This is a genomic window from Pseudomonas persica (assembly GCF_900291015.1).
Lineage (GTDB): Bacteria > Pseudomonadota > Gammaproteobacteria > Pseudomonadales > Pseudomonadaceae > Aquipseudomonas.
The window spans coordinates 127,539-153,018 of record NZ_OLKL01000014.1 but is presented as its reverse complement, the minus strand read 5'-3'; the positions used below and the strand labels follow the sequence as shown (position 1 = coordinate 153,018).

General features: G+C 63.7%; 23 protein-coding genes. 10 read left to right on the top strand and 13 right to left on the bottom strand.

What is annotated here, in order from left to right:
- Positions 1–21 precede the first annotated feature (21 nt).
- The 6 genes from FQ664_RS07425 (at position 22) to FQ664_RS07400 (ending at position 9,617) form a co-directional block, all read left to right on the top strand.
- On the top strand, positions 22–1,359 hold the full coding sequence (locus FQ664_RS07425) for an imelysin family protein (protein WP_144171232.1): 1,338 nt from the start codon (positions 22–24) through the stop codon (positions 1,357–1,359).
- Between the two features lie 206 nt (positions 1,360–1,565).
- Complete coding sequence (locus FQ664_RS07420) at positions 1,566–2,993, top strand: di-heme oxidoreductase family protein (RefSeq protein WP_144171230.1); 1,428 nt, start codon at positions 1,566–1,568, stop codon at positions 2,991–2,993.
- Between the two features lie 20 nt (positions 2,994–3,013).
- On the top strand, positions 3,014–4,078 hold the full coding sequence (locus tag FQ664_RS07415; RefSeq protein ID WP_144171228.1) for an imelysin family protein: 1,065 nt from the start codon (positions 3,014–3,016) through the stop codon (positions 4,076–4,078).
- A gap of 2 nt (positions 4,079–4,080) precedes the next feature.
- The gene (locus FQ664_RS07410; protein ID WP_144171226.1) at positions 4,081–5,178 is read left to right on the top strand and encodes a DUF1513 domain-containing protein; all 1,098 of its coding nucleotides are present in this window, start codon (positions 4,081–4,083) and stop codon (positions 5,176–5,178) included.
- A gap of 233 nt (positions 5,179–5,411) precedes the next feature.
- A complete protein-coding gene (locus tag FQ664_RS07405) occupies positions 5,412–6,560 on the top strand; it encodes an efflux RND transporter periplasmic adaptor subunit (RefSeq protein ID WP_144171224.1) in 1,149 nt (382 codons plus the stop codon).
- A gap of 12 nt (positions 6,561–6,572) precedes the next feature.
- Entirely contained in the window at positions 6,573–9,617 is a 3,045-nt protein-coding gene (locus FQ664_RS07400; protein WP_144171222.1) for a multidrug efflux RND transporter permease subunit, read from the top strand.
- Positions 9,618–9,786: 169 nt separating this feature from the next.
- Here FQ664_RS07400 and FQ664_RS07395 read toward each other — a convergent pair whose 3' ends face one another.
- The 5 genes from FQ664_RS07395 to colR all read right to left on the bottom strand — a co-directional run bounded on the left by FQ664_RS07395 (position 9,787) and on the right by colR (position 13,499).
- Positions 9,787–10,020 carry a hypothetical protein gene (locus FQ664_RS07395; RefSeq protein WP_144171220.1) on the bottom strand — a complete coding sequence of 78 codons (234 nt, stop codon included), beginning with the start codon at positions 10,018–10,020 and terminating at the stop codon, positions 9,787–9,789.
- Positions 10,017–10,718 (bottom strand): lipopolysaccharide kinase InaA family protein, encoded by a 702-nt coding sequence (locus FQ664_RS07390; RefSeq protein WP_144171218.1) that lies wholly within the window; start codon positions 10,716–10,718, stop codon positions 10,017–10,019. Before FQ664_RS07390 ends, FQ664_RS07395 begins: the two co-directional genes overlap by 4 nt.
- Positions 10,719–10,724: 6 nt before the next feature.
- Complete coding sequence (locus FQ664_RS07385; RefSeq protein ID WP_025340527.1) at positions 10,725–11,408, bottom strand: class I SAM-dependent methyltransferase; 684 nt, start codon at positions 11,406–11,408, stop codon at positions 10,725–10,727.
- Positions 11,409–11,515: 107 nt separating this feature from the next.
- Entirely contained in the window at positions 11,516–12,826 is a 1,311-nt protein-coding gene (locus FQ664_RS07380; RefSeq protein ID WP_144171216.1) for a sensor histidine kinase, read from the bottom strand.
- Positions 12,816–13,499 (bottom strand): two-component system response regulator ColR, encoded by a 684-nt coding sequence (colR, locus tag FQ664_RS07375; RefSeq protein ID WP_003255215.1) that lies wholly within the window; start codon positions 13,497–13,499, stop codon positions 12,816–12,818. The genes FQ664_RS07380 and colR overlap by 11 nt, the downstream gene beginning before the upstream one ends.
- 183 nt (positions 13,500–13,682) lie before the next feature.
- On the opposite strand from colR, the gene FQ664_RS07370 reads away from it, so the two are divergent.
- Positions 13,683–14,411, top strand: coding sequence for a phosphatase PAP2 family protein (locus tag FQ664_RS07370; RefSeq protein ID WP_144171214.1), 729 nt, complete (start codon positions 13,683–13,685; stop codon positions 14,409–14,411).
- Positions 14,412–14,532: 121 nt separating this feature from the next.
- On the opposite strand, the gene groL is transcribed toward FQ664_RS07370, so the two are convergent.
- The 5 genes from groL to FQ664_RS07345 all read right to left on the bottom strand — a co-directional run bounded on the left by groL (position 14,533) and on the right by FQ664_RS07345 (position 19,298).
- On the bottom strand, positions 14,533–16,173 hold the full coding sequence (groL, locus tag FQ664_RS07365; protein ID WP_144171212.1) for a chaperonin GroEL: 1,641 nt from the start codon (positions 16,171–16,173) through the stop codon (positions 14,533–14,535).
- A gap of 47 nt (positions 16,174–16,220) precedes the next feature.
- Complete coding sequence (locus FQ664_RS07360) at positions 16,221–16,514, bottom strand: co-chaperone GroES (RefSeq protein WP_016395539.1); 294 nt, start codon at positions 16,512–16,514, stop codon at positions 16,221–16,223.
- A 322-nt stretch (positions 16,515–16,836) separates the two neighbouring features.
- Positions 16,837–17,298 (bottom strand): FxsA family protein, encoded by a 462-nt coding sequence (locus FQ664_RS07355; RefSeq protein ID WP_144171210.1) that lies wholly within the window; start codon positions 17,296–17,298, stop codon positions 16,837–16,839.
- A 67-nt stretch (positions 17,299–17,365) separates the two neighbouring features.
- Positions 17,366–18,097: a HugZ family pyridoxamine 5'-phosphate oxidase gene (locus tag FQ664_RS07350; protein WP_144171208.1), complete on the bottom strand. Its 732-nt coding sequence runs from the start codon at positions 18,095–18,097 to the stop codon at positions 17,366–17,368.
- 190 nt (positions 18,098–18,287) lie between these two features.
- Entirely contained in the window at positions 18,288–19,298 is a 1,011-nt protein-coding gene (locus FQ664_RS07345; protein ID WP_144171206.1) for a DUF481 domain-containing protein, read from the bottom strand.
- 166 nt (positions 19,299–19,464) lie between these two features.
- On the opposite strand from FQ664_RS07345, the gene FQ664_RS07340 reads away from it, so the two are divergent.
- Together FQ664_RS07340 and FQ664_RS07335 are read left to right on the top strand one after the other, a co-directional pair.
- Positions 19,465–19,818, top strand: a complete 354-nt coding sequence (locus FQ664_RS07340; RefSeq protein ID WP_144171204.1) for an MGMT family protein — start codon at positions 19,465–19,467, stop codon at positions 19,816–19,818.
- Positions 19,819–19,861: 43 nt separating this feature from the next.
- Positions 19,862–21,409 carry an AmpG family muropeptide MFS transporter gene (locus FQ664_RS07335; RefSeq protein ID WP_144171202.1) on the top strand — a complete coding sequence of 516 codons (1,548 nt, stop codon included), beginning with the start codon at positions 19,862–19,864 and terminating at the stop codon, positions 21,407–21,409.
- Positions 21,410–21,537: 128 nt separating this feature from the next.
- On the opposite strand, the gene FQ664_RS07330 is transcribed toward FQ664_RS07335, so the two are convergent.
- The 3 genes from FQ664_RS07330 to FQ664_RS07320 form a co-directional block, all read right to left on the bottom strand.
- Positions 21,538–22,782, bottom strand: coding sequence for an MFS transporter (locus tag FQ664_RS07330; protein WP_144171200.1), 1,245 nt, complete (start codon positions 22,780–22,782; stop codon positions 21,538–21,540).
- Between the two features lie 214 nt (positions 22,783–22,996).
- Positions 22,997–23,839: a mechanosensitive ion channel family protein gene (locus FQ664_RS07325; protein ID WP_144171199.1), complete on the bottom strand. Its 843-nt coding sequence runs from the start codon at positions 23,837–23,839 to the stop codon at positions 22,997–22,999.
- A 114-nt stretch (positions 23,840–23,953) separates the two neighbouring features.
- Complete coding sequence (locus FQ664_RS07320; RefSeq protein WP_013974099.1) at positions 23,954–24,439, bottom strand: YajQ family cyclic di-GMP-binding protein; 486 nt, start codon at positions 24,437–24,439, stop codon at positions 23,954–23,956.
- Positions 24,440–24,539: 100 nt separating this feature from the next.
- Between FQ664_RS07320 and FQ664_RS07315 the strand changes: the two genes are divergently transcribed.
- The gene (locus FQ664_RS07315) at positions 24,540–25,457 is read left to right on the top strand and encodes a putative 2-dehydropantoate 2-reductase (RefSeq protein ID WP_144171197.1); all 918 of its coding nucleotides are present in this window, start codon (positions 24,540–24,542) and stop codon (positions 25,455–25,457) included.
- Positions 25,458–25,480 lie beyond the last annotated feature (23 nt).

Genomic DNA, 25,480 nt, shown 5'->3' with positions numbered 1-25,480 from the left:
CACGACGCAGGAAAACCAATAATGATTCGAATGCCTCTGGCCTCCGCCAGTCTGCTGGCCATTGCCATCGCTCTCGCCGGTTGCGGTGAAGGCAAGGACGACAAGGCCGCCGCGCCGCAAGCCCAGGCACCTGCTGCCGCCAGCACCACCGCTGCAGCGCCCGGGGCTGTCGACGAAGCTGCCGGCAAAGCCGTGGTCAAGCATTACGCCGAGCTGGTCTACGCCGTTTACAGCGACTCGCTGAGCACCGCCAAGACCCTGCAGACCGCGGTCGACACGTTCCTGGCCAAGCCCAACGATGAAACCCTGAAGGCAGCCAAGGAAGCCTGGGTCGCCTCGCGCGTACCGTACCTGCAGAGCGAAGCCTTCCGCTTCGGCAACACCATCATCGACGACTGGGAAGGCCAGGTGAATGCCTGGCCGCTGGACGAAGGCCTGATCGACTACGTCGACAAAAGCTATGAGCACGCCCTGGGCAACCCGGCAGCCAGCGCCAACATCATCGCCAACACCGAGATCCAGGTGGGCGAAGAGAAAATCGACGTCAAGGACATCACCCCCGAGAAGCTGGCCAGCCTGAACGAGCTGGGCGGTTCCGAAGCCAACGTCGCCACCGGCTACCACGCCATCGAGTTCCTGCTCTGGGGCCAGGACCTGAACGGCACTGGCCCGGGCGCGGGCAACCGCCCGGCGTCGGACTACCTGGAAGGCAAGGACGCCACCGGCGGCCACAACGACCGCCGCCGCGCCTACCTCAAAGCGGTCACCGACCTGCTGGTCAAGGACCTCGAAGAGATGGTCGGCAACTGGGCACCGAACGTTGCTGACAACTACCGCGCCAAGCTGGAAGCCGAGTCGGTCAACGACGGCCTGCGCAAGATGCTGTTCGGCATGGGCAGCCTGTCGCTGGGCGAACTGGCTGGCGAGCGCATGAAGGTTTCGCTGGAAGCCAACTCGCCGGAAGACGAGCACGACTGCTTCAGCGACAACACCCACTACTCGCACTTCTACGACGCCAAGGGCATCCGCAACGTCTACCTGGGCGAGTACACCCGCCCGGACGGCAGCAAGGTGACCGGCCCGAGCCTGTCGTCGCTGGTAGCCAAGGTCGACCCGGCCGCCGACGCCACCCTCAAGGCCGACCTGGAAGCCACCGAAGCCAAGATCCAGGTAATCGTCGACCACGCCCTCAAAGGCGAGCACTACGACCAACTGATCGCTGCCGACAACACCGCCGGCAACCAGATCGTGCGTGACGCCATCGCCGCCCTGGTCAAGCAGACCAGTGCGATCGAGCAGGCCGCGGGCAAGCTGGGGATTGCCAACCTGAACCCGGATACCGCGGATCACGAGTTCTGATCCTGCTGTAGCGGTTCTGGAAAGGCGGCCTTCGGGTCGCCTTTTTTGCTTCCGGCCCTATTGCCGGCGATAGGGCCCGACCAGGCAAGCACAAACCATGGCCAACTGACACCGATTTCATCCAGCAATTGCAAATTGCTCTTATTCAAACCCCCCCACCCTGCTAAGCTTGCACGCCGGTTTTTCGCTCACGCCCAGGATTCTCGATGTCCTTGTCGCTGTCCCGACTCTCCCCCCTGCTGCTGGCCTTTGCCCTCGCCGCCTGTGACGACGCCCCGCGTTTCACCCAGGCCGAGCCCGGCGAAGCGTTGTCGGGCGGCAAAGCCACCGTGCAGCGCGCTGACCGCAATGCCTATTCCCTGCCCTCGGCCAACCTCTCGCCCGAGCGGCGCCTGGACTTCGCCGTCGGCAACAGTTTCTTCCGCAACCCCTGGGTGATCGCCCCGTCCACCACCACCGCACGTGATGGCCTGGGCCCGCTGTTCAACACCAATGCCTGCCAGAACTGCCATGTGCGTGACGGCCGCGGCCATCCGCCAGAGCCGGGCGACAGCAATGCCGTATCGATGCTGGTACGCCTGTCGATCCCCGACCAGCCCTACCTGGCCAAGGTGGTCGAACGCCTCGGCGTGGTGCCGGAGCCGGTCTATGGCACCCAGTTGCAGGACATGGCCATCCCCGGCGTGACGCCGGAAGGCAAGGTGCGGGTGAGCTACACCAGCGAAACGCTGTCGTTCGAGGACGGCCACCAGGTCGAACTGCGCAAGCCGGCCCTGCAGATCACCCAGCTTGGCTATGGCGTGATGCACCCCGACACGCGCTTTTCGGCGCGGGTGGCGCCGCCGATGATCGGCCTGGGCCTGCTCGAAGCCATCCCCGAAGCCGACCTGCTGGCCAACGAAGACCCCGACGACCGCAACCGCGACGGCATCCGCGGCCGGGCCAACCGGGTGTGGGACGACGCCCAGGGCAAGACCGTGCTCGGCCGCTTCGGCTGGAAGGCCGGGCAGCCCAACGTCAACCAGCAGAACGTGCACGCGTTTGCCGGCGACATGGGCCTGACCACCACTCTGCAGGCGAACGACGACTGCACCCCGGCGCAGGCCGACTGCCTGGCCGCGGCCAACGGCGACGGTGCCGCTGGCGAGAAGGAAGTCAGCGACAACATCCTGCGGCTGGTCACCTTCTACACCCGCAATCTGGCCGTGCCCGCCCGCCGCGATGTGGGCTCGCCGCAGGTACTGGCGGGCAAGAACCTGTTCTACCAGGCCGGCTGCCAGGGCTGCCATACGCCGCAATTCACCACCGCAGCCAATGCCGCCGAGCCGGAGCTGGCCAACCAGCTGATCCGCCCCTACAGCGACCTGCTGTTGCATGACATGGGCCCGGGCCTGGCCGATGAGCGCACCGAGTTCACCGCCAACGGCCAGGACTGGCGCACCCCGCCACTGTGGGGCGTCGGCCTGAGCGAAACGGTCAGTGGCCACAGCCAGTTCCTGCACGACGGCCGCGCCCGCAACCTGCTCGAAGCCGTGCTCTGGCACGGTGGCGAAGCCGAGGCGGCACGCAATTTCGTACTCACTTTCAATGCCGAGCAACGTGCTGCGTTGCTGGCTTTCCTGAACTCACTTTAAAAAGCGCAAAGGAGCCGGGCATGTTCCGACCCAAACTGTTGTTCACCAGCCTCGCCGCACTCGCCCTCGGCGCCTGCTCGCCGCAGGACCCGCAGGCCGTGACCTCCGCTGCCATCGCCAAGCAGGTGATCCTGCCCACCTACAGCCGCTGGGTCGAAGCCGACCGCACGCTGGCCGCCAGCGCCCTGGCCTACTGCGAAGGCAAGGAAAGCCTGGACAAGGCCCGTGCCGACTTCCTCAACGCGCAAAAGGCCTGGGCCGAGCTGCAACCGCTGCTGGTCGGCCCGCTGGCCGAAGGCAACCGCGCCTGGCAGGTACAGTTCTGGCCCGACAAGAAGAACCTGGTCGGCCGCCAGGTCGAGCAGCTGGTCAACGCCGAGCAGCCGGTCAATGCCGCAGCCCTGGGCAAGGCCAGCGTGGTGGTACGAGGCCTGTCGGCCTACGAGTACATCCTCTTCGACAGCAAGCCGGACATCGCCACTGCCGAGCAGAAAGCCCGCTACTGCCCGTTGCTGGTGGCCATCGGGGAACACCAGCAGGCCCTCGCCGAAGAGATCCTCAAGGGCTGGAACAGCACCGACGGCATGCTCTCGCAGATGACCAAGTTCCCCAACCAGCGCTACGCCGATTCCCACGAGGCCATCGCCGACCTGCTGCGCGCCCAGGTCACCGCCCTGGACAGCCTGAAGAAGAAGCTCGGTGCGCCGATGGGCCGCCAGAGCAAGGGTATTCCGCAGCCACTGCAGGCCGAAGCCTGGCGCAGCCACAGCTCGCTGAAGAGCCTGGAGGCCAGCCTCAAGGCCGCCGAAGCGGTCTGGGTCGGGGTCGACAACCAGGGCCTGCGCGGCTTGCTGTCCAGCGATCAGAAAGCCCTGGCGGACAAGATCGACGCCGCCTACGCTGCCTCGCTCAAACTACTGGCCGACAACCAGAAGCCCCTGGGCGAGCTGCTGGCCGACGACGCCGGCCAGCAAACCCTGAACCAGATCTACGACAGCCTCAACGCCGTCCACCGCCTGCATGAAGGCGAGCTGGCCAAGGCCTTGAACATCCAGCTGGGCTTCAATGCCAACGACGGTGACTGATCATGCTGCGACGTCAGGCCCTCAAACTCGGTAGCGTATTGCTCAGCGCCCTCACCCTGGGCGGCTGGAGCCTGTTCCGCAACAAAGGCAGCGAGCCCCTGCTGCTGTCGGCGCGTGACGACGGCGACGGCAAGCACTATGCGGTCGGGTTCCGCCTGGACGGCACCCAGGTGTTCAGCACCCAGGTCGCCCAACGTTGCCATGCCATCATCCATCACCCGCAACTGCCGATCGCCCTGTTCGTCGCCCGCCGCCCCGGCACCGAAAGCTACCTGGTCGACCTGCGCAACGGGCGCCTGCTGCAGACCGTCAGCTCGCAGCCGAACCGGCACTTCTACGGCCACGCGGTCATCCACAAAGGTGGCGAATGGCTGTATGCCACCGAGAACGACACCACCGACCCGGGGCGTGGCGTACTCGGTGTGTACCGCTTCGAAGGCGAGCGCCTGGTGCACAGCGGCGAAATTCCGACCCATGGCATCGGCCCGCACGAAGTGGCCTGGCTACCGGACGGCGAGACGCTGATCGTCGCCAATGGTGGTATCCGCACCGAAGCTGAAAGCCGGGTGGAGATGAACCTCGACGCCATGGAACCGAGCCTGGTGCTGATGCAGCGCGACGGTACCCTGCTGAGCAAGGAAACCCTGGCCCAGCAGATGAACAGCGTGCGCCACCTGGCGGTGGGCAGCGATGGCACCATCGCCGCCTGCCAACAGTTCATGGGCGACGCCGATGAAACCGCCGAACTGCTGGCAATCAAACGCCCGGGCGAGCCGTTCAAGGCCTTCCCGGTGCCGGAGCGGCAGTTGCAGGCCATGGCCCAGTACACCGCCAGCGTGGCTATCCACAGCGAGCTGCGACTGGTAGCGCTGACCGCGCCACGGGCCAACCGCCTGTTCATCTGGGACCTGGACAGCGGCGCGGTGCGGCTGGATGCGCCAATGCCCGATTGCGCGGGGGTGGGCGCGGTGCAGGACGGTTTTGTCGTCACCTCCGGGCAGGGCCGCTGCCGGTTCTATGATTGCCGCAAGGCCGAGCTGGCCGGGCAACCGATGAACCTGCCGTCCGGCTTCTGGGACAACCACCTGCATCTCGTCTGATTTTCGGGCTGGCTGTACTGGCCCCATCGCGGCTAAAGCCGCGCCCACAGGAACAGCGCAACCCACTGACTGCGCGGTCCCTGAGGGAGCGGCTCTAGCCGCGAAGGGGCCGGCCCAGGCATTCCACTCCCCTTCCCCCAAAAAAAAGTCAATACTTCCCCCATCCACACGTGGGCAGGATCGCCCGTTGTCGTGTCCAAGCGAATAACAACCGCATCCAAGGAACCGGACCTATGCTGCGCCGCCGCATGCTCATCATGTTGGCCGTGGTTCTGCTGATCTTGCTGGCCCTGGGGGGCTACAAAGCCTTTTCGATCTACCAGCAGATACAGATCTTCACTGCCCCCAAGCCGCCCATCACCGTGGCGGCCACCTTGGCCGAACAGCGCCCGTGGCAAGAGCGCCTGCCCGCCGTCGGCAGCCTCAAGGCGCTACAAGGCGTGGAGCTGAGCCTGGAGGTGGAAGGCATCGTCAAGGCCCTGCACTTCGACTCAGGCCAGCAGGTCAAGGCCGGGCAACTGCTGCTGCAACTCAACGACGACCAGGAAACCGCCCTGCTCGGCACCGCCCAGGCCGATCTGGGCCTGGCCAAGGTCGATTTCGGCCGCGGCAGCCAGCTGGTCGGCGACTCGGCCATCTCCCGCGGCGAGTTCGACCGCCTCACCGCCCAGTACCGGCGCAACCAGGCGGTGGTCGACCAGCTCAAGGCATCGAAGACCAAGAAAAGCATCAGCGCCCCGTTCAGCGGCACCATCGGCATTCGCCAGGTGGACATCGGCGACTACCTGGCCGCCGGCACGGTGATCGCCACCCTGCAGGACACATCCAGCCTCTACGTCGACTTCAACGTACCGGAACAGGCCCTGCCACACCTGAGCCTGGGGCAGCAGGTGCTGGTGCAGGTGGCCGCCTACCCGGGCCAGACCTTCTCCGCCAGCCTCAGTGCCATCAACCCCAAGGTCGAGGAAACCACGCGTAACCTGCTGGTGCGCGCAACCATGGCCAACCCGGACGGCAAGCTGCTGCCGGGCATGTTCGCCAGCCTGCTGATCCTGCTGCCCAACCCGCAGCCACAAGTGGTAGTACCGGAAAGCGCCATCACCTACACCTTGTATGGCAACTCGGTGTACGTCGCCACGCCGAAAAAGGACAAGGACGGCAAGCCGGAAAACGACGAAAAGGGCCAGCCGCGACTCACCGCCGAGCAGCGCACGGTGCAGACCGGCGAGCGCCGTGACGGTGTGGTGGTAATCAGCAAGGGCTTGCAGGCCGGGGAACAGGTGGTCACCGCCGGCCAGTTGAAGCTCACCCCGGGCGCCGCGATCCGCATCGGCCAGGACAAAACCCTCAAGCCCGTACAGGCCGCGCCGGGCAAGGACTGACAGGAGGCTGGCATGGCGTTCACCGACCCGTTCATCCGTCGCCCGGTGCTGGCCAGCGTGGTCAGCCTGCTGATCCTGCTGCTGGGCTTCCAGGCCTGGAACAAGCTGCAGATCCGCCAGTACCCGCAAATGGAAAACGCCCTGATCACGGTGACCACCGCCTATCCTGGTGCCAACGCCGAGACCATCCAGGGCTATATCACCCAGCCGCTGCAGCAAAGCCTGGCCAGCGCCGAAGGCATCGACTACATGACCTCGGTGAGCCGGCAGAACTTCTCGATCATTTCCATCTACGCACGCATCGGCGCTGACAGCGATCGGTTGTTCACCGAGCTGCTGGCCAAGGCCAACGAGGTGCGCAACAAGCTGCCCCAGGACTCGGAAGACCCGGTACTGAGCAAGGAAGCTGCCGATGCCTCGGCGCTGATGTACATCAGTTTCTACAGCAAGCAGATGAGCAACCCGCAAATCACCGACTACCTGTCGCGGGTGATCCAGCCCAAGCTGGCAACCCTGCCGGGCATGGCCGAAGCGGAAATCCTCGGCAACCAGGTGTTCGCCATGCGCATCTGGATCGACCCGGTGAAACTGGCCGGTTATGGCCTGTCGGCCACCGACGTGACCAATGCCGTACGCCGCTACAACTTCCTTTCCGCCGCCGGCGAGGTGAAGGGCGAATACGTGGTCACCAGCATCAACGCCAACACCGAACTGAAGTCGGCCGAGGCGTTCGCCGCCCTACCGGTCAAGACCAGTGGCGACAGCCGCGTGCTGCTGGGCGATGTGGCGCGGGTCGAGATGGGAGCGGAAAACTATGACACGGTCAGCTCGTTCGACGGTACCCCATCGGTGTACATCGGCATCAAGGCCACACCGGCCGCCAACCCGCTGGACGTCATCAAGGAAGTGCGGCGCATCATGCCCGAGCTGGCAAGCCAGCTGCCCTCGGCGCTGAAGGTATCGATCGCCTACGACGCCACGCTGTTCATCCAGGCCTCCATCGACGAAGTGATCAAGACCCTCGGCGAAGCGATACTGATCGTCATCGTCGTGGTGTTCCTGTTCCTCGGTGCCCTGCGCTCGGTGCTGATCCCGGTGGTGACCATCCCGCTGTCGATGATCGGCGTACTGTTCTTCATGCAGATGATGGGCTACTCGCTCAACCTGCTGACCCTGCTGGCCATGGTGCTGGCCATCGGCCTGGTGGTGGACGATGCGATTGTCGTGGTGGAGAACATCCACCGGCACATGGACGAAGGCAAGTCGCCGTTCGAGGCCGCCCTCGAGGGCGCCCGCGAGATTGCCATGCCGGTGGTGTCGATGACCATAACCCTGGCGGCGGTGTATGCACCGATCGGCTTCCTTACCGGGCTCACCGGTGCACTGTTCAAGGAGTTTGCCCTGACCCTGGCCGGTGCAGTGATCATCTCCGGCATCGTTGCCCTCACCCTGTCACCGATGATGTGCGCCCTGCTGCTGCGCCAGGAGCAGAACCCCAGCGGCCTGGCCCACCGCCTGGACATGCTGTTTGAGCGCCTGAAGGTGCGTTACCAGCACCTGCTGCACGCCACCCTCGACAGCCGGCCGGTGGTGCTGGTGTTCGCCGTGATCATCCTGTGCCTGATCCCGGTGCTGCTGAAGTTCACCCAGAACGAACTGGCGCCCAACGAGGACCAGGGGGTGATCTTCATGATGAGCAGCTCGCCGCAGCCGGCCAACCTTGATTACCTCAACGCCTACACCGACGAATTCACCCCGCTGTTCAAGGCTTTCCCTGAGTATTACTCGTCGTTCCAGATCAACGGTTTCAATGGCGTGCAGACCGGCATCGGCGGCTTCCTGCTCAAGCCCTGGAACGAGCGCGAGCGCACGCAGATGGAGCTATTGCCGCTGGTGCAGGCCAAGCTCGCGGAAATCGGCGGCCTGCAAATCTTCGGTTTCAACCTGCCGTCGCTGCCCGGCACCGGCGAGGGCCTGCCGTTCCAGTTCGTGATCAACAGCGCTGGCGACTACCCGGCACTGCTGGATGTGGCCCAGCACATCAAGGCCCGCGCCCAGGAATCCGGCAAGTTCGCCTTCCTCGATATCGACCTGGCCTTCGACAAGCCCGAGGTGGTGGTGGATATCGACCGGGCCAAGGCGGCGCAGATGGGCGTGTCGATGGACACCTTGGGCAGCACCCTGGCGACCTTGCTGGGCGAGGCGGAAATCAACCGTTTCACCCTCGAAGGCCGCAGCTACAAGGTGATTGCCCAGGTCGAGCGGCCGTACCGCGACTCCCCCGGCTGGCTGAACAACTACTACCTGAAGAACGACCAGGGCCAGTTGCTGCCGCTATCCACCCTGATCACCCTCACCGACCGCGCCCGCCCACGCCAGCTCAACCAGTTCCAGCAACTGAACTCGGCGATCATCCAGGGCGTGCCCAAGGTCAGCCTGGGCGAGGCGCTGCAGACCGTGCAAGGCATCGCCCGTGAGGAGGCTCCGGAAGGTTTCGCCTTCGACTATGCCGGCGTGGCCCGCCAGTACGTGCAGGAAGGTAGCGCACTGTGGGTGACCTTCGGCCTGGCGTTGGCGATCATCTTCCTGGTGCTGGCGGCGCAGTTCGAAAGCTTCCGCGACCCACTGGTGATTCTGGTGACGGTGCCGTTGTCGATCTGTGGCGCGTTGGTGCCGCTGTTCCTTGGCGTCTCGAGCATGAACATCTATACCCAGGTCGGACTGGTGACGCTGATCGGGCTGATCAGCAAGCACGGCATCCTCATCGTCGAGTTCGCCAACCAGTTGCGTGAGGAACGCGGCCTGAGCGTGCGTGAGGCGATCGAGGAGGCGGCGGCGATTCGCCTGCGGCCGGTGCTGATGACCACGGCGGCGATGGTGTTCGGCATGGTGCCGCTGATTCTGGCGACCGGGGCGGGGGCGGTCAGCCGCTTTGACATCGGCACGGTGATTGCCACCGGGATGTCGATTGGCACGCTGTTTACCCTGTTTGTGTTGCCTTGCATCTACACCTTGCTGGCGCACAAGGCGGAGGCCAAAGAACCCGCTGTAGCCTGATCCGGCCTCTTCGCGGGTAAACCCGCTCCCACAGGTACAGCGTCAGGTTCGGATCCTGTGCAGTTCCTGTGGGAGCGGGTTCACCCGCGAAGAGGCCGGCAAGGCAGATGCAAAAATGCCAGAGGCCCCGCGATCGCAAGGCCTCTGGCATTTCCATCTAGCATCGGGCTCAACCGAACGGCCGCAACCCCTGGCGCATGCCGAACAGGAACAGCAACAGGTCCTGATCAGGCGCGGCCTTGGCCTGTTGCTGCGGTTTCACGTCCCGCGGCAACACGCACTGGTCGGCCATCTCGGCCTTGCTGAATACTGTCGGCCTCGGCTCTTCCCAGGCAGCCACCGCCACGGTGGTCACCGCCAGGCCAGCTACCAGGAACAAAGCTCGAGCTATTTCTAGTTTCATTGCTCTAACCCTTTGACAGCGCTGCCAAACGCCATCTGGTAAAAATAGAGCAGGGTTTGCCATTCTGCGTCATTGATCGACGAATGGCGGCGCAGCTGGCGCAGGTCATTGCCCGCCGCGCGCTGGCAACTGATGCGCCGCCGGCACTTTTCCAGGTCCAGTAGCGCGACTTCGACTCGGGCCTGCTCGCCCTCGCCAATCACCTTAATGAACACATGCTTGCCATACAGGCAGCCGTGCTGCCAGTGCCCAAGGTGCATGCGCGCCAGATTGTCCGCCAGGTCCTTGAGCATGCGCTCATGCACAACCTGCGGGTAACGCTCACGGGCGCCTTCGGCATGCCAGGTATCGAGCTCGACAAAGCCGTCGAGTGCTTCGCTCACCAGCAACGCACGCCACTGCTGGTCGGCATCACGCTCGGCGCCGCAGAAGACGATGCGCGGCACACGCACACCCAGTTGCTCGAAGCTGTTCAATGCATCGAGTTCACGCAATACGGTTGGCCGGCCGAAAGGGTGCAGCAGGCTACGGTAGATATGCCCGACCTGGCGCTTGGCATACAGCAGCTTGCCATTGTCATCGTTGAGGCGTTGCACACCACTCTCGCCACCGCGCCGCTGGTTAGGCTCCTCGACCCACTCGCCCTGCTGGCGCCAGTAAAAATCGAACTGCGACTCCCCTCTCTGGGCTACAGCCATCAAACACTACCCCTTACGCAATACATAGACCCGCCACATGGCATAGAACGGCAGGAAATCGAGGCGCTCCTGGATTCTGAAGCCGGCGGCTCGGAATTCTTCTTCGACCGTGTCGGCCGGTAACACAAAACGGTTCTGGTAATTGTCCTGGTCGCCCTTCCTGGCACTGCGACGCTGTTCCAGCTTTTTCCGGCGCCAGGCCTTGAAGTTACCATCCACCCACAATGACAGGATCACACTATCACGGCTAACACGTTGAAATTCCGAAAGAATGGTCTTTCTATGCGCCGCTTCGCCAATGTGGTGGAACAGGCGCATGCAGAAGATGCTGTCCACCGAGTTGTCTGGCAAGTCGATGGCAAACGCCGAAGTCTGCAATGGCCGTACCCGAGCCACCACCTCTGGCGCTTGCGCGGTACAGGCTGTCTCGATCATCGCCTCGGAGTTGTCGGCGCCGATGATCACCCGGTTGGGCTTTTCTGCCAGCAACGGCCAGAAGCGGCCGGCACCGCATGGCAGGTCGAGGACCAGGCCTGGCTCACCAGCCAATGCCAAGGCGCGACGCGCCAGTTGCTCATCTCGCTTGTGGGAAAGGCGTCGCGCCAGGCCATCCTGGTGTTTGAGAAAGTACTCACGCGCATGTTCTTTGTCGTACTTCTCGGAAAATTCAAGCTTGATGGGGCTACGCATTGGGCATCTCCTGACTCCATTGCGCCCACATTAGGTAAGCAAGCGTAGGAATCAGGTCATGCTGATGTGAAAAATATGTTGAGCGCCGAATGACCTGTTACAACAGGTTACTCGACCAAAGCCTCCGGGTCGCCCTTGGCCGCGGTATTGCTCAGGTCGACCCTGAAACGGCAGCCGTGCGGCAAGGTTGAGGTCAGGGTGACATGCCAGCCCTGGTCGTCGCAGATCCGCTGTACCAGCGACAAGCCCAGGCCCAGGCCCTCGCCGCGCCGCTCATCGCCGCGCACGAACGGCCGAAACATTGCCTCGCGCTGTTCTTCCGGGATACCCACGCCACTGTCCTCCACGCTGAAGCCGTTGGCTTCCAGGCTCAGGCGGATGTAGCCGCTGTCGGTGTAGTGCGCGGCATTGCGCAGCAGGTTGCCCATCACCGACTGTAGGAAGGTGGCGTTGTACAGCACCGGGCTGGCACTGACACGGCCATCGAAATACAAGGCCAGGCCCTTCTGCTCGATGGTGTCGCGCCAGACCCCGACCAGTTCGTCAGCCACTTCCCGCAGGGTGGCCCGTGAAGCCACCGCACCCTCGTCGCGCTGTGCCCGGGCCAGCATCAGGAAAGTCTTGACCAGTTCGCGCATTTCTTCCGTGGCACGCGCCACACGCTCCACCTGGCTGCGCGAACGAGCGTCCAGCGTCGGGTTCTCCATCAGCAGTTCGCACGAGGTGGCCAGCACCATCAAGGGTGTGCGCAGTTCGTGGCTGACGTCGCTGGTGAACAACCGTTCGCGGGTCAGCGCATCGCGCAGGCGGCCCAGGGTATCGTCGAAGGCTACCGCCAGCTGGCCGACTTCGTCCGCGGCATAGTCCGGCGCCAGCGGCGGGGCCAGCCCCAGCAACTGGTCACGGTGACGTACCTGGCGTGCCAGGCGGATCACCGGCGCCATCACCCGGCGCGCCACCAGCCAGCCGAGGATGACCGCCAGCACCAGGCTAAGCACGAAGCCCACCACCACCACCGCGAACAGTACGCGCTCGCGCTCTTCGAAGTCGCTCTGGTCCTGCAGCAGCACATAGCGGCGGCCATCGACGATCTCGACCATGGCGTGGTACGACAGCTGGTCGCGGAATACCTCGTGGAAGCCACGGTCAAGGTGGCGCAGGTCCTTGGGCAGTTCGAAGTCGTCACGCCCGCCGCTGAAATAGAACAACTGGTCGGGGCGTGGCCGGTGGCTCCAGTCGCTGACGCTGTCCATGCGCAGCAAGCGCTGCAGGTCACCGCCCAGCACCGAGGAAATCAGCCGCTCTTCGACCAGGTGCACGGTGCCGACGATGCCGAAGGCGAAGGCCCCGGCCACCAGCGCGCTCATCAGGGCAAAAGCGATGATGATGCGCTGGGCAAGGCTTTGCTTAAACTCCATCACGGCCCTCGGCGAGGCGATAGCCGACGCCATGGACGGTATGCAGCAGCGGTTTTTCGAACGGTTTGTCGATCACCTGCCGCAGCTGGTGCACGTGACTGCGCAGGCTGTCGCTGTCGGGGCAGTCATCGCCCCACAGGGCTTCTTCCAGCACTTCGCGGCGCAATACGTGCGGACTTTTCTGCATCAGCACCGCCAGCAGCTTGAGGCCGACCGGGTTGAGCTTGAGCAGGCGGCCCTGACGGGTGACTTCGAGGGTGTCGAGGTCATAGCTGAGGTCGGCCACCTGCAGGGTGCGGCGCCCGCCGCCCTGGGCCCGGCGCAGCACCGCTTCGATACGGGCGGCCAGCTCCGACAGGGCGAAGGGCTTGAGCAGGTAATCGTCGGCACCGGAGCGGAAGCCTTGCAGGCGATCGTCCAGTTGGTCACGGGCGGTGAGCATGATCACCGGTGTGTCGCGGCGGGCGTCTTCGCGCAAGCGCTTGCACAGGGTGTAGCCGTCGATACCGGGCAGCATGATGTCGAGCACGATCAGGTCGTAGTGCTCGGTGGCAGCCAGGTGCAGGCCGGACAGGCCGTCCTGGGCGCAGTCGACGGTGTAGCCTTTCATGCCCAGGTAATCGGCCAGGTTGGCCAGGATATCGCGGTTGTCTTCAACCAAAAGAATGCGCATCGGTTTCTCCTGTGCGGCGCTTCTCGCTGTGGTGCGCGGCAGGCGCAGCTTAAGGCCTATGCCTGCAGGGTGCCAGCCCCCGGAGAAATTCACCGCACTTGACGGTTTTTTCACTGATCCTTCACGGACACAGGATAGCGGGCGGCCGACAATGCCCGATCTTTTTCACGCCCTGGAGCCGTCATGCAGCAACCAACCCGCCCTCGCCCGATCAATTTCCGGCTGTACCTGGGGCTACCCCTGGCGACCGCGCTGGGCCTGATCCTGCTGGAACTGACCGCGGTCGACATGGACATTGCCAATCTGTTCTTCGACCCTGCTGCCGGGCAGTTCATCGGACGCCACAGCTATTTGCTGGAGAACATCCTGCATGACCGGGTCAAGCAAGGGGTGATCCTGCTGGGGGTGTTGTCGCTGGTGACCTTTGCTGCCAGCTTCTTCTGCAAGCGCCTGTTCGGCTGGCGCCGTGAGCTGGGCTGCCTGGTGCTGGCGCTGGGCCTGTCCACGGCGTTTGTCACGCCGCTGAAAAAGGTCACCCAGGTCCAGTGTCCGTGGAGCCTGACCCAGTTTGGCGGTACCGAAACCTACAGCAAGCTGCTGGAACCACGGCCGACAACCGACAAGCCCGGGCTGTGCTGGCCGGGTGGGCATGCGGCGACCGGGTTCTGCCTGTTCGGCTTGTTCTTCATGCTGCGTGATCGCAAGCCGCGGCTGGCGCGGGTAGCGTTGGCGGTGGCCTTCGTGGCCGGGTCGGTGCTGTCGCTGGGGCGGATGATGCAGGGGGCGCACTTCCTGTCGCACAACGTGTGGACAGCGGTGTTCTGCTGGTTAATCGGGTTGGGGTCGTATTACCTGGTTCTGTATCGACGGGGAATGGCTGCGGTGCCAGCCGCTGAGCGCAGCGCCGCCTGAAGCGGCGGGCCGCTTTGCCGGCGATGGGCTGCGCAGCAGCCCCAATGCCCCCAACAGAAAAACAAAAAGCCCCGGTTCTCGCGAACCGGGGCTTTTTGATGGTGCAGGGGGTAAGGCTGGCTTACATCATGCCGCCCATGCCACCCATGCCGCCCATGTCAGGCATGCCAGCAGCTGGCTTGTCTTCCGGCAGGTCGGCAACCATGGCTTCGGTGGTGATCATCAGACCGCCGATCGAAGCAGCAGCTTGCAGCGCCGAACGGGTGACCTTGGCTGGGTCCAGGATACCCATCTCGATCATGTCGCCGTATTCGCCGGTAGCAGCGTTGTAACCGAAGTTACCCGAACCTTGCTTGACCTTGTCAGCGACAACGCTTGGCTCGTCGCCGGCGTTGGCAGTGATCTGGCGCAGCGGCGCTTCAACGGCGCGACGCAGCAGGGCGATACCGACGTTCTGGTCTTCGTTGTCGCCTTTGAGGTCGACAATGGCAGCCAGGGAGCGAACCAGGGCCACACCACCGCCAGGCACCACGCCTTCTTCAACGGCTGCACGGGTAGCGTGCAGGGCGTCTTCAACGCGGGCTTTCTTCTCTTTCATTTCAACTTCGGTGCCGGCACCGACCTTGATCACGGCAACACCGCCAGCCAGCTTGGCCAGACGCTCTTGCAGCTTCTCACGGTCGTAGTCCGAGGAAGTTTCTTCGATCTGGGCACGGATCTGCTTGACGCGTGCTTCGATCTCGGTGTCGGCGCCAGCGCCGTCGATGATGGTGGTGTTTTCCTTGGACAGGATGACACGCTTGGCGTTACCCAGGTGCTCCAGGGTAGCGGTTTCCAGGGACAGGCCGATTTCTTCGGAGATGACCTGGCCGCCAGTCAGGACGGCGATGTCCTGCAGCATGGCCTTGCGGCGGTCGCCGAAGCCCGGAGCCTTGACCGCTGCAACCTTGACGATGCCGCGCATGTTGTTGACTACCAGGGTAGCCAGGGCTTCGCCTTCAACGTCTTCGGCAACGATCAGCAGTGGGCGGCCGGCCTTGGCAACGGCTTCCAGAACTGGCAGCAGCTCACGGATGTTGGAGATTTTCTTGTCGACCAGCAGCAGCAGCGGGCTTTCCAGCTCGGCAACCATGGTGTCCGGCTTGTTGACGAAGTACGGCGACAGGTAGCCACGGTCGAACTGCATGCCTTCCACGACCGACAGTTCGTTTTCCAGGCCCGAGCCTTCTTCAACGGTGATCACGCCTTCTTTACCGACTTTTTCCATGGCTTCGGCGATGATTTCACCGATGGAGTTGTCGGAGTTGGCGGAGATGGTACCTACCTGGGCGATGGCCTTGGAGTCGGCGCATGGCTTGGACAGGTTCTTCAGCTCGGCGACAACGGCAGCAGTGGCCTTGTCGATGCCGCGCTTGAGGTCCATCGGGTTCATGCCGGCAGCGACGGCTTTCAGGCCTTCGTTGACGATGGCCTGAGCCAGAACGGTAGCGGTGGTGGTGCCGTCACCGGCAGCGTCGTTGGCCTTGGAAGCAACTTCCTTGACCAGCTGGGCGCCCATGTTTTCGAAAGCGTCTTTCAGCTCGATTTCTTTGGCGACGGAAACGCCGTCCTTGGTGATGGTCGGCGCGCCGAAGCTCTTGGCCAGCACCACATTGCGGCCTTTCGGGCCCAGGGTAGCTTTTACCGCGTCAGCCAGAACGTTGACACCAACCAGCATTTTCTTACGAGCGGAATCGCCGAATTTTACGTCTTTAGCAGCCATGATCGTTTAATCCTTGAAATTCTTTGGAGTAACGGGAAGTCGGGAAATCAGCCTTCGATAACGGCGAGGATTTCGTTCTCGGCCATGACCAGCAGGTCTTCGCCATCGACTTTCACGGTGTTGCTGCCCGAGTAAGGGCCGAAAACCACTTTGTCACCCACTTTCACGGCCAGCGCGCGAACTTCGCCGTTGTCCAGGATGCGACCGGCGCCGACGGCGACAACTTCGCCGCGGTTTGGTTTTTCAGCGGCCGAACCTGGCAGGACGATACCGCCAGCGGTTTTCGATTCTTCTTCGCTGCGACGGATGACTACGCGGTCATGCAGAGGACGAAGCTTCATTGTCGATCTCTCCCAAAGTGTGGTTTTCATCGGCCGGTGTCGACACCGGCGGGTTGATGCTATCCCGGCGTTGCCGGAAGGCCGCTCGCCTTAGGCGAACCGCCTGAGTAATGACTGGTGTTGCCACCAGAAACCTTGCGGTGACCACATACATGAGGTCGCCATATTCAATTACAAGGCTTGGTTCAGAAAAATTTTCATTAGCCGGTTGATCACGATTTTTTGCCGGCCCCATTCGCAGGCAAGCCCGCTCGCACATGGTCCCCACAGTGTTCAAGACCGAGGGATCGATGTTGAAGCGGGCTTGCCCGCAAACCAGAGGTTATTTGTCGCGGCGCTCGTACTCGCCTTCGATCACGTTCGGGCGCTGGCCGCCATCACGCGGCTGCGCCTGGAACGGGTCATCCTGGAACGCCCGCTGGCGCATGGCCTGGGCCTCGGCACGCTCACGCATCTTGCGCGCGGCCAAATGACGGGTGAATGGCAGCAAGCACAGCAGGCCCAGCACATCGCTGATGAAGCCTGGCAGCAACAGCAGGCCACCACCCACGGCCAGCATCAAGCCCTGGAACATGTCCTCGGCGGGCAGTTCGCCACGCTGCAGGCTTTCACGGGCGCGCAGTGCGGTGGCCAGCCCGGCCACGCGCATCACCAGCACACCCAGGGCGGAGCCGGCGATGATCAGCAGCAGCGCCGGGAAGAAACCGATGGCGGCGCTGACCTTCACGAAGACGAACAGCTCCAGCACGGGAAACAGGAGAAACAGCAGCAGAAAAGCACGCATCAAAGCAATCCTCGTCGGAAGAGAACCTTCCTGTAAGACCAACAGATGGATGCGTGTGCTCGGCTTTTCAACCCTCGACTTCCGTCGCAACCGGCCACTGGTCGGCGCGGGCCAGTAAAACCAGGGCTTCGCGGACTTGTGTCGGCGTATTGCAAGTACTTGGGAAAGGCAACCAGTGCACCGCCTGGCCGATACGCAGGTGCATGCCTTCGCTGTCCACGCCGACCATCTGCGCTGGCGCATGGCGTGGCAGCTCGGTCAGTTGCACATAGTGGGCGATGGCGTTGGCGTGGTCGCGGTTCATATGCTCGAGCATGCTTGCCTCGGCTTTACCGGCGAACGGGTTGGCCAGGGTCACCTGATCGAGCCAGTGGATCGCGCCGAAGCCGCCGATGTAGCGGTGGCGCACCGGCTGCAGCACCCAGAAGTCGAAGTCGTGGGCCTTGTGGTAGTTGGCCGCGTCCGGGAAATAGCGGTAGTAGCGCTCGGCGGCGGCCTCGATGGCGGCTTCCTCCACCAGCTTGTGTGCCTCGGCCATCACCGTCAGGCGCCCCACGGCCTGTACGTCCTCGGCTTCGCGTTCACCTACCAGCAGCGAACACTTGGGGTCTTTCTGCAGGTTGTGGGTGTGCTGGGCGATGCGGCTGATGAGGATCAGCGGGTTGCCCTGGGCATCCAGGCAGTACGGCACGACCGAGCCGAAGGGGTAGCCGGGCATCGACTTGGAGTGGGTCGAGAGCACGCCGCGGTATTCCTTGAGCAGCAGCTCCCGGGCAGGACGGATGGCATTGGTACTCACTTGAGGGCGGCTCCTGGCGGACTGGATGGGGGACAAGATAAGCATTATCAGGTCCAGTGCCAATGGGGCTGCTGCGCAGCCCTATCGCCGGCAAGCCAGCTCCCACACTGACCGCGCAATACCAAGGCCTGTGCAGTATCTGTGGGAGCTGGCTTGCCGGCGATAGGGGCAACAACGCGCCCCCGGCGGTTTACCAGGTAACGCCGAAGCCTGCGGTATAGCGGGTCTTGTCCAGATCACTCTCACGGGTACCGGTGATGATGTCCTTCTCCGCCTTGAGGTTGAGCGAGGCCCACTCGGTGACCTTGTAGCGCAGGCCAACCTCGGCATCCAGCGCGTAATCGGCCACGCCACCCAATGGCTTGGCGAACTCGCCGTTGGTGAACAGCTGCACGTTCTTGCCAATCAGGTAGCGGGTGTAGTCCCACTTCACCGCCGCGGAATAGAAGTTGTCCTTGGCGCCATCCTGGTATTCGAAGTCGGTGCGGTTGATCAGCGAACCCAGCGAGAACGCGCCCAGCTCGTCGTCCCAGAACTGGTAACCCGGGCCGGTACCCACGGTGCGTTGGCGGGCCAGGTCTTCGATGCGGTCGCGCTTGTACTCCATACGCCCCTGCCAGAACCACTTCTCGGTGAGGAAGCGGTCCAGGGCGTACTCGGCACTCCAGTTGTCGGTGGTGGTGACGTCGTCCTTGGTCTCGCGGTTGTATTCGCCCTCGGCGTTGTGCCGCCAGCGGCCGTGGCGGGCGCTGGTCTTGAAACCGACATCGTAGTCGTCGGTGTCGTTCTCGGCGCGCTTGTAGTCCAGCGCCACGTCGACGTTGCCCTTCCACACGAAGTCCTCGACCAGCGGCTTGGGCTTCATGATCTGCTCGATGCTGGCCAGCTCCACGGTCTTCGGTGCATCGCCATTGGCCAGGGTCACCTTGCCGGGCTCGGCGGCCTTCAGCGACTTGGCCCGCTCACCGCTGTAGGCGTCCTGCTTGACCAGCATCTCCTGGTCGCTCTCCAGGGTCTGGACCTCTTTCCAGTCCAGGGCGATGGAACCGCCGTAGGGGGTTTCCAGCAGCAGCTTGCCGCCGTCGAAGACTTTGATCTTGCCGCTGAGCCGGTCACCGTTCTTCATCCACACGGTGTCGGCGAACACCGGCGAGGCGCACAGGGAAACAGCAAGCAGGCACAACAAGGATCTAGAATACATAAGCGGGCTATTGTTTGCGGACTACGGGTTCGATTTGACGAAAAAAGCCGGGCATTATCCAGATAACGACGACCAGAGCAAGGACAGACCGGGAGCATGCCGTTGAGTTCAACTCTCATTTGCCAGACCGCCGGTCCGGTTTCATCTGCAGCCCAGGGGGGGCCTGATGTCTGATGGATATGAGCACGCCCTCGACTCCGCCGAGGGCCGACGAACGGCGCTGTATTCGGTTCTCGGCCAAGTGCCGGCCGGCAAGGTGGTCAGCTATGGCCAGCTGGCCGAGCTGGCGGGGCTTGGGCGGGCGGCACGCTGGGTCGGGCGCACCCTTGGGCAACTGCCCGCGAACACCCGTCTGCCCTGGCACCGGGTGCTTGGCGCAGGCGGCCGGTTGAGCCTGGCACCGGGAACCCCGTCGGGGGATGAACAACGGGCGCGGCTGCGCGCGGAGGGTGTGAATGTAACCAACAATCGTGTGGATATGACGCGCCATGGCTGGCGCCCGATGGAGCACAGCGGTTAGAGTGCGCGCTTTGTTTTCGCAAACTTGAGGCAGATGTTGGCCCATGCCCCGTAAAACCTGGCGCGCTGCGCTTGCTGCCTATGCCAGCCCGTCAACCTTGGTACTTTTGCTGCTCGGCTTCGCCGCCGGTCTGCCCTATATGCTGGTGTTCTCCACCCTTTCGGTGTGGTTGCGCGAAGCGGGCGTGGCCCGCGAGACCATTGGTTACGCCAGCCTGATCGGCCTGGCCTACGCCTTCAAGTGGGTGTGGTCGCCGCTGCTCGACCAATGGCGCCTGCCGCTGCTCGGTAGCCTGGGGCGCCGGCGTTCGTGGCTGCTGCTGTCGCAAGCGCTAGTGGTGATCGGGCTGGTCGGCATGAGCCTGTGCGATCCGCAGCAACACCTGTCATGGCTGATCGCCCTGGCGGTGCTGGTGGCCTTCGCATCGGCCACCCAGGACATCGCCGTCGATGCCTACCGCCTGGAAATCGCCGACGACCAGCGCCAGGCCGCGCTCGCCGCCAGCTACATGGCCGGCTACCGGGTGGCGGCCCTGCTGGCCACCGCTGGCGCGCTGTTCTTCGCCGAGTGGTTCGGCTCCACCGGTTTCAGCTACCTGCACAAGGCCTGGGCCGGCACCTACGTCATGTTCGCGGTGATGATGCTGCCCGCCGTGTTCACCACCCTGATCATGCGCGAGCCGCCCGTACCCATGCGTACCCAGCTGTCGGCAGCGCGCTATGGGCTGGTGCATCAGCTGGCCTCGGTGTTCGTGCTGATCATCCTGCTGGTGTCGGTACCGGCCAGCTTCACCCAGATGTTCAATACCGGCTGGTCCAGCGTCATCTCCGGTGATGCCACGCCACTGGACCTGCTGCTGGAAGACCGCGCCTTCCTGCGCCTGATCCTCTACGTGCTACTGACCTGGGCATGCCTGTCGAGCCTGGGCCGTCGCGGCCTGGCCCCGGTGCTGACCCCAGTCAACGACTTCATCGCCCGCTACCGCTGGCAGGCCTTGCTGTTGCTCGGTCTGATCGCCACCTATCGCATGTCGGACACGGTAATGGGCGTGATGGCCAACGTGTTCTACATCGACATGGGCTTCACCAAGGACCAGATCGCCAGCGTCAGCAAGATCTTCGGCCTGATCATGACCCTGGTCGGCGCCGGGATTGGCGGCCTGCTGATCGTGCGCTTCGGCATCATGCCGATCCTGTTCATCGGCGGTGCGGCCTCGGCGGGCACCAACATCCTGTTCCTGATGCTGGCCGACATGGGCCCGAACCTGCAAATGCTGGTGGTGACCATCTCGCTGGACAACTTCAGCTCCGGCATGGCCACCTCGGCCTTCGTCGCCTACCTGTCGAGCCTGACCAACCTGAAGTTCTCGGCGACCCAGTACGCATTGCTCAGCTCGATCATGCTGCTGTTGCCAAGGTTGATCGGCGGTTATTCGGGGGTGATGGTGGAGAAGTTCGGTTACCACGACTTCTTCCTGATCACTGCCCTGCTGGGCGTGCCGACCCTGATCCTGATTGCCCTGCAGTGGCGCCAGGAGGCCGGGCCGGGCAAACCGGTGGCAGAGGAAGGTTCGGCGGTCGAGCGGCCCTGACAGGTTTGTACCTGTACCGGCCTCTTCGCGGGTAAACCCGCTCCCACAGCTACAGCACTGGCCTCGAGAGCTGTGCAGTCCCTGTGGGAGCGGGTTTACCGCGAAGAGGCCGGTACAGGTAATAGAGATTATTGAGCAACAGCCCCCTCACCAGGCCGTCCACCCACCACAAACCACAACGGCCACAGCGCCAAGGCCCCCGCCACACCCGCCGCCAGGGCAAAGTGCAGCAGGCTGGCCCCGGCGCCAATCATCGCCAGCACCGCCCCACCCAGCCCCAGCAAGGCAATGGTGATCATCCCCAGCATGGCCGAGACCAGCCCCTTGCTCTGCTCGCTGGCGAACAGCGTCATGCGATACAGCACCGCGTTGGCCACCCCCAGCCCCAGCGCGTACAGCGACATGCCCGCCACTACGCTGGTCACGCTCGGCCAGCACCAGGTCGCCAGTACCATCAGGCACAGACCGGCCAGGTATGGCCACAACGCACCACGCACCAGCGCCGGCAGCGGATAGCGGTCGGCGATGCGGTTGATGATCAGGTTGCCAAGGATCAGCCCGCCAAACACCGGCAACTGCCACAAGGCGTAGTCCATGGTGCTCAACCCCTCGTCGTGAATCAGCAGCACCGGCGACAGGCCAATCCAGCCAATCAGCGGCAAACCGACCAGACCCAAAGCCGCGCTACCAGCGACAAAACGGCGGTTGGCCAGCAACTGGCCGTAACCGGCCAGCAGCGGCAGCAGGTGGATCGGCGTGAGCGCCAGGCGCGAGCCGTCACGCCGCTCCACACCCAGGGTTTCCGGCATCAGCCGGTACAGCAGCAGCCAGGCCAGAACCGCGCCGATGGCAAAGGCCACAAACAGCCAGCGCCAGTCCAGCCACTGCAGCAGCAAGGTGCCCACCAGCGGCCCGAGCAGTGGCGAAAGCAAGGCGATATTGGCCAGCAGGGCCATCATGCGCACCGCATCCGCTTCGCTGAAGGCTTCGTTCAGGGCCGGGTAGCTGACCGTGACCACAAAGCCTAGGCCGATGCCCTGCAGCAGGCGCAGCAAGTTGAACAGGCCGATGTCGTGGACCCAGAAGGTCGCCAGGCAGGCCAGGCCGAAGAACGCGCAGCCGGTCAGCAGCAACGGGCGCCGGCCATAGCGGTCGGCCAGCGGGCCGATCAGCCATTGCAGCACCACGCCACCCAGCAGGTACAGGTTGAGGGCGTGGGGAATGTATTCGGGGCTGGCGTTCAGGTCGCCGACCACCACCGGCATGGCCGGCATGACCGCGTCGCTGGCCAGGTAGGTGAGCAGCTCGAACAGGGCCAGGGTCAGGCCGAACAGCAAGGCGCGCAGGGGAGTGATGTACAGCAGTGGTTTCATGATGGCGTATCGGGTGTGGCAGGTGGGGTCAGGCTATATGCCAGAAATGCCGAGGTATTGCTGTGAACAAGTGTAAAAAGCCGGGGCCGCTTTGCGCCCCATCGCCGGCAAGCCAGCTCCCACAGGTACAACACAGGCCCGAAGGCTGCGATAACCCTGTAGGAGCCGCCTTGCCGGCGATGGGGCGCGAAGCGGCCCCGGCTTCAGCGCGGTATTACTGCGCTGCAGTCTCCTGCACCACGCGAATCACCCGCTGCGGGAACGGAATGTCGATCCCTTCGGCCTTCAACCGGTCACGCGCATGCTCGTTGAGCATGAACATCACGTCCCAATAGTCCTCGGTCTTGGTCCACAGGCGCAGCGAAACGGTGATCGAGCTGTCGCCCAAGGTCGCGACCACCGCCTGCGGCGCCGGGTCGGGCAGCACACGCGGGTCCTGCGCCAGCTCCAGCAGCACGTTGCGGGCGTTCTGCAGGTCGGCCTCGTAGTCCACGCCCACGTCGAACACCACCTTGCGTGTCGGCTGGCGGTTGGTGTTGGTGATGATGCCATTGGACAGGCTGCCGTTGGGCATGATCACGGTCTTGTTGTCTCCGGTGCGCAGCACGGTGTGGAAGATCTGGATGCTGTCGACGGTGCCGGCCACGCCTTGCGCCTCGATCCAGTCACCGATGCGGAATGGGCGGAACATCAGGATCAGCACACCGCCGGCGAAGTTCGCCAGGCTGCCCTGCAAGGCCAGGCCGATGGCCAGGCCAGCGGCACCGATCGCGGCAACGAACGAGGTGGTCTCGATACCGATCATCGACGCCACGCTGACCAACAGCAGCACCTTCAGCACGATGTTCGACAGGGTGCTGATGAAGCCCTGCAGCGCCAGGTCGGCGTTGCGCAGGCCAACCAGCTTGCCCAGGCGGGCGCTGACCTTGTTGATGATCCACCAGCCGACCGCCAGGGTCAGCAGCGCCAGCAGCACACGGCTGCCGTATTCCATGATCAAGGGAACCCAAGTCTGCGATTGGCGGACCAGCTGATCGACTTCAGCATTCAAATCCATATTCATCTCCTGATGCCGAACGGCAAGTACACGGTAAAACAGGCCGCGCGCGATTGCGCAGCCCCGGCCCCCATGGACATCATTTCGCCATCGAGGTTCCGGGTAGCACTTGCATCAGTCGCGGAAGTTGTTGAACTGCAGCGGCATGTCGAATTCCTTGGTCCGCAGCAGGGCGATGGCTTCCTGCAGGTCGTCACGCTTTTTACCGGTCACGCGTACCTGCTCGCCCTGGATGGCGGCCTGCACTTTCAGCTTGGCATCCTTGATGGTGGCGACGATCTTCTTCGCCAGGTCCTTGTCGATGCCTTCGCGGAACTTGGCTTCCTGTTTCTTTTCCTTGCCCGAGGCGTACGGGTCCTTGGTTTCCAGGCACTTCACGTCGATCTTGCGCTTGACCAGCGCCAGGCGCAGGATTTCCAGCATCGCTTCGAGCTGGAACTCTTCCTCGGCGGTGAGCATCACGGTCTGCTCTTTGTCCTTGAACTCGAAGGTACCCTTGCCCTTGAGGTCGTAGCGGCGGTCCAGATCCTTGATGGCGTTATCGACCGCGTTCTGCACTTCGTGCTTGTCCAGTTCCGATACCACGTCGAACGAAGGCATGGTTGTTCTCCCAAAATAAAAGCGCGCTCAGGTTGAAGATGGAGCGCGCTGGGTTTGACGGTTAAAATGCGGGCTCATTATAACGGGTTGCGAAACGCATATGAGCAGCACCTGGCATATTCTCGGCGCCGGTAGCCTGGGCAGCCTGTGGGCTTGCCGCCTGGCGCGCGCGGGCAAGGCAGTGCGCCTGATCCTGCGTGACGGGCAACGGCTGCTGGCCTACCAGCAGGCCGGCGGCCTGACCCTGGTCGAACAGGACCAGCCCCGCCACTACGCCATCCCTGCCGAAACCGCGCAGGCACGCGGCCCGATCCACCGTCTGCTGGTGGCCTGCAAGGCCTACGACGCCGCCCCGGCCATTGCCGGCGTGGCACCGCGCCTGGCCGAGGGCGCCGAAGTGCTGCTGCTGCAGAACGGTCTGGGCAGCCAGGACGAAGTCGCCGACCTGGTACCGCACGCGCGCTGCATCTTCGTCTCCAGTACCGAAGGGGCGTTCCGCGAGGGTGACTGGCAGGTACGCTTTGCCGGCCACGGCTTCAACTGGCTGGGTGACCCAGGCAACCCGGCGATCCCCGCCTGGTTCGATGACCTGCACCAGGCCGGCATCCCCGCCGAGTGGACGGTGGATATTCTCACCCGCCTGTGGCGCAAGCTGGCGCTCAACTGCGCAATCAACCCGCTGACCGTACTGCACGAGTGCCAGAACGGTGGGCTGCTGGGGCACCTGGGTGAAGTGGATGCCCTGTGCGCCGAACTGGCCCAACTGCTACACCGCTGTGGCCAGCCAGAAGCGGCAGACGGGTTGGACGAAGAAGTACAGCGGGTGATCCTCGCCACCGCAGCCAACTACTCTTCCATGTACCAGGATGTACGTGCGGGCCGGCGCACCGAGGTGCACTACCTGCTTGGCCACGCCTGCCGCGCCGCTGGCCGTCATGGCTTGCAGTTGCCAGAGCTGGAACGCCTGCTGCAGCGCCTGGTCGATAACCTGCGCGTGCGTGGCTTGCCCTGCGACTGACGCAGCCCTTTCAACCGGATACG

Bases quoted from the DNA above. Each gene is read 5' to 3' on its own strand.
- FQ664_RS07325 (WP_144171199.1), bottom strand. From the start codon at position 23,839: ATGGATTTGAATGCTGAAGTCGATCAGCTGGTCCGCCAATCGCAGACT.
- FQ664_RS07360 (WP_016395539.1), bottom strand. From the start codon at position 16,514: ATGAAGCTTCGTCCTCTGCATGACCGCGTAGTCATCCGTCGCAGCGAA.
- groL (WP_144171212.1), bottom strand. From the start codon at position 16,173: ATGGCTGCTAAAGACGTAAAATTCGGCGATTCCGCTCGTAAGAAAATG.
- FQ664_RS07315 (WP_144171197.1), top strand. From the start codon at position 24,540: ATGAGCAGCACCTGGCATATTCTCGGCGCCGGTAGCCTGGGCAGCCTG.
- FQ664_RS07370 (WP_144171214.1), top strand. From the start codon at position 13,683: ATGCAGCAACCAACCCGCCCTCGCCCGATCAATTTCCGGCTGTACCTG.
- FQ664_RS07330 (WP_144171200.1), bottom strand. From the start codon at position 22,782: ATGAAACCACTGCTGTACATCACTCCCCTGCGCGCCTTGCTGTTCGGC.
- FQ664_RS07385 (WP_025340527.1), bottom strand. From the start codon at position 11,408: ATGCGTAGCCCCATCAAGCTTGAATTTTCCGAGAAGTACGACAAAGAA.
- FQ664_RS07340 (WP_144171204.1), top strand. From the start codon at position 19,465: ATGTCTGATGGATATGAGCACGCCCTCGACTCCGCCGAGGGCCGACGA.
- FQ664_RS07415 (WP_144171228.1), top strand. From the start codon at position 3,014: ATGTTCCGACCCAAACTGTTGTTCACCAGCCTCGCCGCACTCGCCCTC.
- FQ664_RS07390 (WP_144171218.1), bottom strand. From the start codon at position 10,718: ATGGCTGTAGCCCAGAGAGGGGAGTCGCAGTTCGATTTTTACTGGCGC.
- colR (WP_003255215.1), bottom strand. From the start codon at position 13,499: ATGCGCATTCTTTTGGTTGAAGACAACCGCGATATCCTGGCCAACCTG.
- FQ664_RS07420 (WP_144171230.1), top strand. From the start codon at position 1,566: ATGTCCTTGTCGCTGTCCCGACTCTCCCCCCTGCTGCTGGCCTTTGCC.
- FQ664_RS07425 (WP_144171232.1), top strand. From the start codon at position 22: ATGATTCGAATGCCTCTGGCCTCCGCCAGTCTGCTGGCCATTGCCATC.
- FQ664_RS07400 (WP_144171222.1), top strand. From the start codon at position 6,573: ATGGCGTTCACCGACCCGTTCATCCGTCGCCCGGTGCTGGCCAGCGTG.
- FQ664_RS07380 (WP_144171216.1), bottom strand. From the start codon at position 12,826: ATGGAGTTTAAGCAAAGCCTTGCCCAGCGCATCATCATCGCTTTTGCC.
- FQ664_RS07410 (WP_144171226.1), top strand. From the start codon at position 4,081: ATGCTGCGACGTCAGGCCCTCAAACTCGGTAGCGTATTGCTCAGCGCC.
- FQ664_RS07355 (WP_144171210.1), bottom strand. From the start codon at position 17,298: ATGCGTGCTTTTCTGCTGCTGTTTCTCCTGTTTCCCGTGCTGGAGCTG.
- FQ664_RS07345 (WP_144171206.1), bottom strand. From the start codon at position 19,298: ATGTATTCTAGATCCTTGTTGTGCCTGCTTGCTGTTTCCCTGTGCGCC.
- FQ664_RS07395 (WP_144171220.1), bottom strand. From the start codon at position 10,020: ATGAAACTAGAAATAGCTCGAGCTTTGTTCCTGGTAGCTGGCCTGGCG.
- FQ664_RS07405 (WP_144171224.1), top strand. From the start codon at position 5,412: ATGCTGCGCCGCCGCATGCTCATCATGTTGGCCGTGGTTCTGCTGATC.
- FQ664_RS07320 (WP_013974099.1), bottom strand. From the start codon at position 24,439: ATGCCTTCGTTCGACGTGGTATCGGAACTGGACAAGCACGAAGTGCAG.
- FQ664_RS07335 (WP_144171202.1), top strand. From the start codon at position 19,862: ATGCCCCGTAAAACCTGGCGCGCTGCGCTTGCTGCCTATGCCAGCCCG.